Here is a 12260-nt window from a genome sequence, read left to right as displayed (position 1 = left end):
TCGCGATCCAAGACGCGAGGACCCCGCGGAAGTCCCGGGCACGTGAGCCGGACTCGGATCGGTCCCGCTCGGTTCACGGGCGGCGGAACCGGGTCGCTATCGTCCCACCACAGGTAAATCCGACGGAGGTGGCTGTGGGGCGGAGACCCGGGTGGCGGCACGTACGCGTCATCGGCTTCGTCGCGATCGGTTCCGTGACCACACTCGTGTTGTTGCCCATCGCGATCAACGTCGGCACCGGCGGGACCGCGCCCGGTCTCCTGGGCGACTACCAGGGCTGGCTCTGGCCCGCGGTCGCGGTGCTCACCGCGCTCACGGTGGTCTTAGGCGCATGGGAGCGGTTGCGCGAGCGCGACAAGCCCAGATTACCGGGCAAGTGGAATCACCCGGCGAACCGCGCGGCGGCTCTCGACCGGGTGGAGGCGTGGACCAGGCGTCGCCGCGCCGGCTCGCTGGTGGTCCGCGTCCAGGTCGAGCTGGAGCTGTCCGCGGAACCTGACATGATTGTGCGGCCGGTGGACTGGGTGGACGACGTCGACAAGCCCGGCGTCGATGCCTACGGCAGCGGGCAGGTGGCCGCGTTGTTCGAGGACACGCGCCACGAATTGCTGATCCTCGGCGCACCCGGCGCCGGCAAGAGCACCCTGCTGCTCGACCTGTGCCTCGCCTTGCTCGCCGGCGCGCGCGACGATCCGGACCGCCCCGTGCCGGCGGTGGTGGACCTCGCCTCGTGGTCCGTCTCGGGGTACCGCCGCCGCGCGGAAGGCCGCGAGCCGGCGGAGTTCGGGAACTGGGTCGTTCACCAGGTGGCCAAGCGGTACGGCATCCCGGCCGGCAACGTCTGGGCCTGGCTGAAGAACCAGCGGATCGCCTTGCTGCTCGACGGGCTCGACGAGGTCTTGGCGGAGCATCGCAGCCGGTGCGTGGACGAGATCAACGCCTTACGTGCGGAGTTCGGGGTCCAGGTCGCCGTGTGCTGCCGCATCCAGGACTACGACCGGCTGAAGAACAGGCTGGAACTCTACGCGGCGTTCCGGATCGAACCCCTGAGCCGTTCCCGGCTGCTCGACTACTTCGACTCGGTGCGGCCGGCCCTCGACGGCGTGGAGGCCGCTCTCGACCACAACAAGGCGTTGTGGGACTTCGTCAGCACGCCGCTGATGCTCAACATCATGGCACTCACGTACAGCCGATCCCTGTCCACCTCCACCCACGGGCACCGGCGGCTGTTCGACGACTACATCGTGGAAATGCTGGTGCGGCGGCGAACACCCGACGCGCCGTTCACCGATCAGCAGGTCCTCCGGGCGTTGCGGTTTCTCGCCCGGCTCGCCGGGAAGTCGTGGAGCGACGTGGCCACCCGCCGACGTCTCGGGCACCGGGCGGGGTGGCTGGACTTCGTCCGAATGGACTCGATCATCGCCACCTACACCTGGTTCGTGCCGACTCTCCTGATCGGGATGAGCGCAAGCAGTGCGGTAGTGGTCGGCCTCCGGTACGGGGCGTGGCCCGCAGTTGCCGCTAGTGGCTGCCTCGCGTTGCTGCTGTGGATGTCCGACCCGGCGATCTGGGCGGAGCTGCCGGTCGGCCCGCGGTCGGCGGTCAGGTGGCGCGAGCTGGTGATCGGCCTCGGTGCGGGCCTGGCGGTCGGCGCACCGGCGTGGATCGCGGCGGACTGGTTCGAAGGTCTGCCCTCGGTCATGCCGCCTGTCCTGGTCTACGTGCTCGTCGTGCTCGTTTCCCTGGTGTTCGCCGGGTTCAATGCGGTCACGATCGGCATGTCCACAGGCAAGACCTCGCTCCCGTTGATGTTGTTGACGGGTCTGGTCACCCTGCCGGTGGTGGCGATCATCCGCGACGGCATGTCACCGGAGATGTTCGGCAGCATCGCGACCGGACTGGTCCTCGGCCTGGCGTTCGTGGCCGTGGGCGTCGCCTGCGGAACGCCGTGGCCGGAGATCAAGGTCCTGCACGACATCCGGCCGGGCACCTGGTGGGGCTTGGCCGTGGTGGCGGTCATGTTGCTCGGCGGGGGCACCGGCCTGGCGCTCGCGTGGATCGGCGGCGCCCGGTTCGACGGACCTCCGGTGCTGACGCCGGTGACCGGCTTGCTCATCGGCATGGCACCCGCCCTCCTGCTCGCCACCAACACCCCACCGCTCGACGCCTTGGCGGACGCCCTGGCGTGGCTCTTCGTCAGACCTCTGGCCGCGACCGAGTTGCCCTGGCGCCGAACGGCCCTGCTGAGGTTCGCTGCCGAGCGGATCCTGCTGGTCCAGGACGGCCGCGAGTACCGGTTCGTGCACCGCCTGATCCGCGACCACCTGGCCGAGTGCGATCCGGTCGAGCTGGACCACCGCGTCAGTCGGCGGCTGGCCGATGACCTGTCCAGTCGGTGATCCCTCCGCGAAGATGTAGCGAGTGGGATGGGACGCGCTCAAGCAGTGGGGTGATGACGCGGTTCGCGTCGAGCCGCTGACCGGCGGGGCCGGTGTCAACGAGGTGTGGAGCGTGCGCGTCAACGGGCACCTCGCGGTCGGTCGTCTCGGCCGACGCGGTAACGCCGACCTCGCCTGGGAAACCGACCTGCTCCGCCACCTCGACCGGGCGGGAATGCCCGTGCCGGTGCCGATCCCGACCGCGGACGGTCGGCACTTCGCCAACGGCCTGGTGGTGATGACCCACGTCGAGGGCGGACCACCGGAGTCCAAGGCCGACTGGCGTCGCGTCGCCGCGGCGCTCCGCCAACTGCACCGGCTCACACACGGCTGGCCCCAACGCCCGGGATGGCGATCGTCAACCGACCTCCTGCACGCCGAGACCGGCACAAGGGTCGACCTCAACGCGATGCCACCCGAGGGCGTCGCCCGGTGCCGAGCGGCGTGGGGGCGGGTCGCCGGTCGGCCCACGTGCGTCGTCCACGGCGACCCCAACCCGCGCAACATCCGCATGACCGCGGATCGCGTCACGTTGATCGACTGGGACGAAGCGCACGTCGACGTGGCCGACCTCGACCTGGCCCTGCCCCACAACGCCGCCGACCTCGACGACAGGGCGTACGACACGGCCGCCCAGGCACGAGCCGCCTGGGAAGCCGCCGTGTGCTGGGACCCCACCGGGACCGACGAGTTCGCCGTCAGGCGGCTCGCCGAGGTCCGGGCGGTCTGAGTCCCACGAGAATTGCGGCGTCCTACCGGGGCCTCGTCCGGTCGGGCTATGGTGTCCCCGCCGGGGGGCGTTTCCGCAAGGCGTCGAACAATGATCCGCACTATTGCGGAACTGGTGCGAAGTCGTATCCGGAAGAGGTGCGGTGAGGAATCCGCGACGGTGGTGGCAGGAGGTCGAGGCGGACGACTGGGCCGCGTTCGCCACGTCCGACGACCTGATGCGAGAGCAGTTCACGGCGCTCCTGGCCGCATTGGAGGAACTCTCGACGCGCGGGCCCATGGCCACGCTCGCGGACATCTCCGCACAGGCCAGGGCAGTCGGTTACCACGACCCCATGCCGGAAAAAGTCCTCCGCGAATCGTTGGACAAGTTGGCGACATGGGGATTCGTCGAACCGTTCCGGGACTACGCCGCACCGGTCCGCAGCCTCCAGGGCTTGATCGGCAGGCAGGAGGCGTGGGCGCTCACCCGCAAGGGACGTGGCATCGTCGCGGCAGTGCGCTCGGCCGTGGTCGACGCCCGGCGTGCCCTCCAGTTGCCCAGCAGGCTGCTGGACGGCGTGGACGGCACGATCCGCGCGTTGCTGGAGCACGCCGAGACCGACCCCGGTCGCCTGCCCGTGGACCTCGATGACGTGCGCACGCGGACCGACGAACTCCGGCGCGTCACCGCCGACTTCTACGACGCGCTCGCCCGCATCGTCCAGTCCGACGTCACCGACGACAGCGTGTTCGGCGACAACCGGGACCGCGTCATCGAGGCGCTGCGGCAGTTCCCCCGCGAGTACGAGCGGGCCCTGAAACGGGTGAAACGCGCGTTGGAGGACCTCGAAGCCGCCGGACACCACGCCATCGCAGAAGACGCCGTCGCCCACGCCGGCCTGGTCGACGCCGCCGAGCAGCAGGGCTGGGTGGCGGACCGGGTGCGCAGGCTCGCCGACTTGGCGGCGTGGTTCCACCAGGATGGCGGCGTGCACCGGTTGATCAGCTCGGCCACCGGCGCGGTGCACACGCTGCTGGTGGCCATCGACCGCCGCTACACGGCCCGTCGCCGGGGCTCCGACCTCGGGCACGACTTCCGGCTGCTGGCACGCGGCCTCTACCGCCAGCCGACCGACGAGGAGGCCCGTCGCGTGTACGCGGCGGCTTTCGGCGACTGGCCGGCGTGGCACGCGGTGCCCCGGCTGGTCGAGGAGGACGTGGCGCACGGCACCCTCACCGACGCGGGTCCGTGGAGGCACCAGGTCGAGGTGACGCTGCGCGAGCACGAACGTCACGGTCCGGCCGGCGGTCGACCGCGCAAGCTCGCCGACACGAGCCGGGACCGCGCGGCGGCCGAGGCCGAGGCGGCGGCGGAAGCAGCGCAACGCAGGCACCTCACCGCGTTGCTCGCCACCGACGGCGAGGTGGCGTTGGACCACTTCACCGGGTACGCGTCCGCCGCCGTGGTGGTCCTGCTGCGTGCGGTGGAGGTGGCGCTCGCCCAGCTCGACCCGGACACGGGTATCGGCCAGGCGTACGCGGACGGGGCGAGCGCGCGGGTGCTCGTCCGGGTCGGCATACCTGGTCGCACCGTCCGCGTACGGCTCGCGGACGGTGTCCTGGCCGCACCGGACGTGCGGGTGCGCGTGATCCCGTCGGGCGACCGCGACGTCCACAAGATCCAGGAGGGCGGTGTCGCGTGACCACGACCCGAGCACTGGCACCGGAACTGCGCGAGCCCGCCCGCCGGTTGGTCGCCACCGGACGCATCCGGGCCGAGACGGACGCCGAGTCGTACCGCGCCGCCATCCGGGGGCGGCGGCAGCTGACCGACTTCTTCCGATCGGAACTCGGCTGGGAACTGGAGATCGTCGAGTCGGCGGAACTCGTGCGGCTGCACAAGCGCCGGGCCGACGTGCCCGCCGGGCGAGGCCCCCGACTGCGTCGTGATGGCCGTGAGGCGCACCTGGCGTCGAAGGAAGTCCTGGCCCTCGTGGCGCTCGTGTGCGAGCAGCTGTGGCGCAGGCCGAGGATGAGCCTGCGTGAACTGATGCAGGCCATCGCCCAGGTGTGCGCCGCGGAGGAGCCGACCGGTGGCCTGCCGCGGTTCAAGGTCGTGGCGACCGACGGCACCGGGAAGGCCGATGCGCGCACCAGCCGGCTCAACCTGGTTGACGCCCTCAAACTCCTGGTCGCCGAGGGTTCGATAGCGGTGGACGCCGACCTGGAACGGATCGCCGGGCAGGACGACGGCGACCTGGTGGTCAGCGCGTCGCGGGAGCGGCTGGCCATGAAGTTCTCCTCGCTGTCGCCCGCCCTCCTCGGTCTGGACGCCTTGGAGCCGGAGCGCCACGTCGCCGCGCTGTCCGCCGACGTGCTGACAGACGACGTGACGGCGCACGACGAGCCGACGGTCGACGACCGGCGGTTGCTCGCGATGCGCCGCCTGATCGACGACCCTGCCGCGGACCCGCTCGACGACCCGGCTCCGATGCCCTACCTGCACACGCCCACCGGTCGCGAGCGGGCGCTGGAAGTCGTCGCCGCCCTGGGTTTCTCCACGACAGCGCGTCGTGACTGGTGGGAGGTCACCGACCCCAGCGGGGTCGGCACGCTCGTCGCCTTCCCCAATGGTCGTCGCAACGAGCGGCAGGCCGCGCTCGCGCTACTAGACGCCGTGAACCGACGACCCGATCCCCGATCGGCGCTGGGCATCGCCGAGATCGTCGAACTGTTCGAGCACGTGCGGACGACACTGCCCCGCTGGGCCGCGGCCTACGAGCACCGGCTGCCCGCCCTCGCTCGCGCGGCGGCGGCCGAACTGGTGGCGGTGGGGCTGCTCGTCCCGTTGCACCACGACACCTGGCGGCCGACACCGGGTGTCCACCTCTGGAAGGTCAGAGTCCAGCAGAACGCCGCGGAACCGACCGAGGAGCCGACCGACCGATGAACACCACCAAGAACCCGGTCGGTGGGCTGGATGCCGTGCGGGACCTGCGGACGGTCGGCGTGCCGGCCGTCGAGCAGCGCTGGCAGCCGGCCAGGGCGGGTGTCGTCAACTCCTGGGCGTGGTCCAACGAAGTCCTTGTCTTCGCCGATGGGTGGATGACCCTGACCGGCCCCAACGGGTCGGGCAAGTCGCTCACCGCGTCGATGCTCATCACCCTGTTGTTGGACGGGGACACGTCGCAGACCGCGTTGTCGGTGTCGGGCAAGGCGGCGGGAACGTTGACCAGCAGGCACACCGACCGCAACGAGCGCGAGGACCGCACCGGGGCGTGGTGGCTGGAGTACGGCCGCCACGACCCGGGGACCGGCGAGACCTCGTACCTCACCACGGGTTTGTGGTTACGCGCCGTCGGCGGGAACCTCCAGCGCGCCTTCTTCATCAGCCCCGGCCGGGTCGGTGAGCAGCTCGTGCTAGAACGCGACGGGAATCCCGTGCGGATCGACAACCTAGCCGCTCAACTCGCGGCCACCGACGGAACACTGTTCACGTCGGCCCAGGCGTTGCGCTCGAAGGCGGCCAATCACCTTGCCGCGGTGAACGACGAGCCGGGCTACCGGAACGCCGTGCGCACCACCCTCTTCGACCCGCTGGACGAAGTGCAGTTCGAGGCCCTGATGGGCGTGCTGCGCAGCCTGCGGAGCCTGCGCACGGCCGAAGCGATCCCACCCGCGCAGATGCGTGCCGTGCTCACCGAGGCGCTGCCCGCGCTGGACCCGGACCGGTTGACGGTCATCGGCGAGGCGATGGAGCGCATCTCCGAGTTGGAGACCCAGCTGGCGGACATGCGTGACGAGGCCAGGCAATTGGCCGCCACCGACAAGCGCTACCAGCGCTACGTCGCAGCGCTCGTCGATGTGGAAGCAGCGCAGCTCACCGCGGCCAACACCGAGTTCGACGCCCAGACACGTCGCACCCGTGAGGCCACCGCGAAACTGGAAACCGCGCAACACCGGCAGCGGGAAGCAGCCGAGCAGCTGAAACTCCTGAACACCCGCATCTCCACCCTCGAAGGCCGTCTTGAAGCGGCGAACACCGCCTTGCGCGACCACGCCGGAGCGGAACTCCCGCACATGGAACGCCGTGCCGCGGAACTCGCGCGGGACGCCGAACGCGCCGAGGATCGCGCGGAAGGCGCCACCGCCGATGCCGATGCCGCGGCCGAACAGGCAGCGGAAGCGACGATGACGGCCGCGGAAGCCGGGGATCACCTGGCGACCCTGTCGGACGAGCTGCGTGCCACCGCCCGCGCCGTGGGTGCCGACTCCGCTCTTGAGCAGCTGGTCGCGACGACGGCCCTGCTCCGCACCGGCCACACCCAGATCGCGGAAGCGGACGTGGTGCGGACGTGCGCGACCCCGGTGGCCTGGTCGGAGGCTCGTGTCGCCCAGGTCGACAGCGTCGACAACGCGCTCAGGGAACACATGACGGCACAGCGGGGCGAACGGGCGGTGGCGGAGGAGTTGCGCCGGGCCGAGAGCCGGGACGACGAGGCACGCGTCAAGGCCGAGGAGTCGGTTCGCCTGCGCCGCGAGGCCGAGTCCGCCGTGCTGGAGTCGATCGCCGAGTGGGAGGTCTCCGCCCGGCACCTCGGCCGGGTGCCCGGCGAGCTGGTCGAGCCCGGTGACGGTACGCGGCTTCCCCTGGACGTCGACCGCATCACCGCCTGGCTCGCCTCGGCCGCCGACGACGCCCGCGCCCGGATCGACCTGGTGGGTCGACGCCAGGCCGCGGCAACGGCCGGTGCGCTGGTCGCCGAAGCCGTCCGCGCGTCCCGACGAGCAGGTGACGAGCACGACCGCGCTGTCCGCTCGGTGGAGGTCGCGAAGTCCGCTCTGCTCGTGGCACGGGAACAGGTGCTGGCCGAGGAGACGAGCGCGGAGGGGGAACGTGTCGCAGCCGACGAAGCACACCGGAGAGAGGTCGACGCGGCTCGGCAAGAGGTCGACGCAGCGGCAGAATCCGCCGCGGCGGCCGCCGCGGGTGCCCGCCGGGCCGTCACGTCGTGGGTCGAGCAAGCGCACCGGTGGCGCGCGGCTGCCCGTTTCGTGCACGCGGTCGACCTGCCCGCAGCGGACGACTTCGACGTCGATCCCACCGTCGTCCGCTTGGCGGTCGTGCAGGCGCACGCCCAGTCCGGGATCGGGCTCGGGCACGCCGTGGTCGAGTCCCGGCACGCCGTCGAGCAGGCCGAGTCCGCCGTCACCGCCCTGACTCGGGAACTGGTCGACGCCCGTCGAGCCGCCCCGGTGCCGCCGGCCTCTCCGTGGCGTGACCGCCGGCCGGAGGACGGCGTCCCGCTGTGGGCGTTGGTGGACTTCGCCGACCACCTCTCACCGGAGGAGGCGGACCGGCTGGAAGGCGCGCTCCTCGTCGGCGGGCTGCTCGACGCGCTGGTCACGCCGGACGGCCGGGCAGTCGCAGGCGACCTGGTCATCACCGCCGACCAGCCGGTGTCCGGCCGTGCGCTCGGTGAACTGCTCGTCGTCGAAAGCTCTCCGGCGATCCCGGCTGAACGCGTTCGGGCACTGCTCCAGGCCATTCCGATCGGGGACGGCGTCGAGCACGGCCGGTTGCGCACGGGTGTCCTGACCGCCACGGGGCCCGCCGGCTACCGGACGAAGTTTATCGGTCGCACCACTCGGGAACAGGCTCGCCTGAAGCGGGTCGATGAGCTGGAGACCGCGCTGGCTGCCGCGCGGCACGACGCGGACGCCGCCCGTCGGGAACTCGCGTCCCGGGAGGCCGACGTCCTCGCCGCGGCGGCCGAACGCGACTCGTTCCCGTCGCACGAGGAACTGGTGGCCGCACGCCTCAAGGCCGAGCGGCAGCACCGGGTCACCGAAACAGCGCGAGGCGAGGCGGCCAACCGGATCGCACGGGCCGAGCTGACGAGGCAACGGGTTCTCGCCGACCTGGACGCCGCCGCGGCGAGGCGGTCGACCAAGATCGCTGCCGCCGAACAACACCTGCGGCACAACGAGGACATCGCTGCCCAGTCCCGGCGCGAGGTCGAGATCGCGGAGCAGGTGGTCGCTGAGCGCCGAGCCGCGGAGGACGAGACCTCGACGGCCCTCGCCGCCTCCGAAGAGGCGCAACGGGAGGCCGACGCCGAGCGCGCGTCCTTCCCCTCGATGTCCGGTATCCGGTCGGCGCTCATGGTCGAGGAGCGTTGTGCGGAGGACCTGCGCCGGTCGCAAACCGCCGTCATCGAGGCGACCGACCGCCACCACGAGGCGGGGCGCGCGGTTCACGAAGCACTGCGCGAACTCAACCACCGGGCCACGTTGCCGGACGGCACGCTGCTGCCGACCGAGCGGACCGCCTTGGCCGCCCACCGCACCACCGCGGCCAACCTCGGGCACCACGTGGCGCTGTGGGGGCAGGCGGCGATCCGGGTGATCGGGCTGTTCCGCCAGGCCGCTCGTGCCGACGGCCTCGCGCGACAGCGGGCGGAGGTCCTGGCCAGAGCCCGCACGGAGGCGGAGGAGGCGCGGCTGACCGCCGTCCGCGAGGCTTCCGCCGTGGCCGAGGCCCGCGAGTTGTACGGCGCGGAGTACGAGCAGTTGCGCGCCACCCGGGAACAGATCACCGACCACCTCGCCACGGCCAAGAAGGACGCCGAGGCCGTCGGCGAATCGGGGCGTCGGGCAGGGGAGGCAGCCGCCGCCATGCGAGCCACGCTCGACGGGATCGCCCCGCAGCGGGAGGCCGCCGAACAACGGCGCGACACCAGGCTCCGGCAGTTCGGCGCGCTCGTGGACGAGGGGTTCGCCGAACTGCCCGATGACCTGCCCCGCACCTCGACGGGCGGACCCGCGCACCTCACGGCCGCGCTCCAGTGGGCGAGGCGCCTGCTCGCCGACCACCCCGCGACCGGCGACCGGCTCGGCGCGCTGGTGCAGGCACGCGGCCGTGCCCTGGCCCAGTTGGAGTCGAGCGTGCGCACGACCAGCACCGCGCTGGCGCGGTTCGACCGGCAGGTCGTGCTGGTCACCGTCGACGGCACCGAGTGGCGGCGCGCCGTGGTCGCCGATCCGGGTGCGACCCGGGGCGAGGACCTGCACGTCGCGGTGGGGAAGCTGGAGGCGACCGCCGAGCAGTTGGAGGACGACCTCCGCGACGACGTCAAGCGCACCCTGAAAACCAGCCTGTTCACGGAGCTGCGGCAGGACATCCAGCTCCGCCTCCAGGCCGCCGCGGAGCTGGTCCGCCAGATCCGCAGGACACTCGACGGCGTCCGGACCGGGGTCGCCCGGGTCGGTGTGCAGGTGGAGTGGAGCGTCAGGGAGGACGAGGACGCCCGGCGGATGGTGGAGCTGATCTCGCAACCGCAGTCGGACGACATCTTCGAGGACATGTACACCGTGCTGAGGCAGCGGATGAACGAGAAGGCGGGCGACTCCTGGAAGGACCGGGTCGCGCACACCTTCGACTACCGATCCTGGCACGACTGGAAGATCCAGGTCACCCACTCGTCGTTCGCCGATCAGCGGCAGGAGAGGTTCCGCGAGGTGACCGCGCGGTCCAACCCGCTGGATTCGCTGTCCACCGGCGAGCGCAGGCTGGCGACCATGCTGCCGCTCCTCGCCGCGGCGTGGTCCATGTACTCCGGCGAGCGCTACCACGGCCCCCGCTGGGTGTCGATCGACGAGGTCGACGCCGCGTTCGACGAGCCCAACCTGCGTCAGGTGCTCGCGCTGCTGCGTTCGTGGGAGTTCGACCTGCTGGCGACCGCGCCGTTCATCACGCCCATGCTCAAGAAGGAGAGCGGGCAGGTGGTGATCCACCAGGTCGTGACCGCGGGGAAGCACCGCGTCACCGTGCCGTGGTTGTGGACGGGGCATGGCGAGGCCGAGCCGCTGACCCTGGAACTGAGGGCGTGATGGCGGCCGACCTCGGCGTCCTGGCCGCCGATCGGGACCTGCTCCCGTTGTGGGCCGCCGTCCACAAGCGACTGTGCGCCGGTCGCCGTCCCGGGACGATTGCGCGTGTCCGGGTCGAGGGGTTGCCGAGCCGCGGGCTGGCCGTCTTGAGGGGCTGGGTCGACACCACGACGCGCCGTCGACGCGACCGGTCCGCCGTGGTCTCGGCCAACGGTGTGACCGTTGTCCCGTTGCGCGAAGTGCTGTCCGCTTTGGAGCTGTCGGCCGACGACCTCCAGCGGCTGGTGGAGGAGGCGGTGGGACGGCCTGTTGTCGACCGGGCAGCCGCGCGACGAGCCGCGTCGGCACAACGCCGAGACCTGTGGTCCGACGCCGAGGCGGCACTCCCCTCGTTGCCGGGCCTGGTGGGCAGGATGCGCGCTGCCGGGACGGACGACGAGGCGGCCGTGCGGCAGCTGATCGCGGCCCTGGCGAAGGTGGTGCCGCTGCTGCCCAGAAAGCCGCCGACCAGTCTGGCCAAGCTGTCCCACGACTGCGCGGGCGATCCTCACTACTTCGACCTGGACCGGCTGCCCGGCACGCGCCTGGTCGCCGCGGTGGCGGAGCTGACCGGCGTGCCCGAACCCCGACGGCCCGACCTGGTGCGGGCGATGCTCGCGCAGGCCGGGATCCTCGCGGACCGGCTGTCCGCCACGGTACTGCTCCACCAGGTGCGCGTGCGCGGGACCGGTCCGGTCGACCGGAGGCTCGGCGACGCGACAACCCCCGTCGCCCTCACCCTCCTGGACTTGACGGTGCACCCGCCGACCTTCGCGCCGCAGGTGCTCACCGTGGTCGAGAACCCGTCCGTGCTGGAAGCGGCCATGGTCCACGACAGCCCGCACGCGTTCGCCTGCACCAGCGGGCACCTGGGCAGCGTCGACCACGCGTTGCTGCGACTCGCGGCCGAGCAAGGAGTGCGCCTGCGGTACGCGGGCGACCTGGACGGTCCCGGGCTGACCATCGCGAACGCGGTCGCCCAGACCTACGGCGCCGAACTCGTCGCCATGTCGGCCGACACCGTCCTCCAGGCCGGGCACGAGCCGTCCGGTGTGGCACTCGACGAACCTCCGGCGTGGATCGACCAGCGGTTGCGAGATGCGCTCGCCTCATCGGGCCGCGTCGTCTACCAGGAGCACGACGCGGTGCTGCGTGAGCTGTTCAGGTAGAGGTGGCCCG

6 protein-coding genes are annotated in these 12260 nt (G+C 71.7%); all 6 read left to right on the top strand.

Features of this window, described 5'->3' with window-relative positions; all coding sequences use genetic code 11:
• Positions 1–194 precede the first annotated feature (194 nt).
• The gene (locus tag KZQ38_RS30375) at positions 195–2399 is read left to right on the top strand and encodes an NACHT domain-containing protein (protein ID WP_219446916.1); all 2205 of its coding nucleotides are present in this window, start codon (positions 195–197) and stop codon (positions 2397–2399) included.
• A 22-nt stretch (positions 2400–2421) separates the two neighbouring features.
• Positions 2422–3168: a phosphotransferase enzyme family protein gene (locus KZQ38_RS30370; RefSeq protein ID WP_219446914.1), complete on the top strand. Its 747-nt coding sequence runs from the start codon at positions 2422–2424 to the stop codon at positions 3166–3168.
• Positions 3169–3310: 142 nt separating this feature from the next.
• Positions 3311–4852: a DUF2397 family protein gene (locus KZQ38_RS30365; protein ID WP_219446912.1), complete on the top strand. Its 1542-nt coding sequence runs from the start codon at positions 3311–3313 to the stop codon at positions 4850–4852.
• Entirely contained in the window at positions 4849–6099 is a 1251-nt protein-coding gene (locus KZQ38_RS30360) for a DUF2398 family protein (RefSeq protein ID WP_219446910.1), read from the top strand. Before KZQ38_RS30365 ends, KZQ38_RS30360 begins: the two co-directional genes overlap by 4 nt.
• On the top strand, positions 6096–11042 hold the full coding sequence (locus KZQ38_RS30355; RefSeq protein WP_219446908.1) for an SbcC/MukB-like Walker B domain-containing protein: 4947 nt from the start codon (positions 6096–6098) through the stop codon (positions 11040–11042). Before KZQ38_RS30360 ends, KZQ38_RS30355 begins: the two co-directional genes overlap by 4 nt.
• A complete protein-coding gene (locus KZQ38_RS30350) occupies positions 11042–12250 on the top strand; it encodes a TIGR02679 domain-containing protein (RefSeq protein WP_219446906.1) in 1209 nt (402 codons plus the stop codon). Before KZQ38_RS30355 ends, KZQ38_RS30350 begins: the two co-directional genes overlap by 1 nt.
• Positions 12251–12260: the final 10 nt, after the last annotated feature.

The sequence above is a fragment of the Saccharothrix obliqua genome, from assembly GCF_019375475.1.
In the GTDB taxonomy this organism is placed as follows: domain Bacteria; phylum Actinomycetota; class Actinomycetes; order Mycobacteriales; family Pseudonocardiaceae; genus Actinosynnema; species Actinosynnema obliqua.
This window is presented reverse-complemented; position numbering and strand designations above follow the sequence as displayed.

Bases quoted from the DNA above. Each gene is read 5' to 3' on its own strand.
- KZQ38_RS30355 (WP_219446908.1), top strand. From the start codon at position 6,096: ATGAACACCACCAAGAACCCGGTCGGTGGGCTGGATGCCGTGCGGGAC.
- KZQ38_RS30350 (WP_219446906.1), top strand. From the start codon at position 11,042: ATGGCGGCCGACCTCGGCGTCCTGGCCGCCGATCGGGACCTGCTCCCG.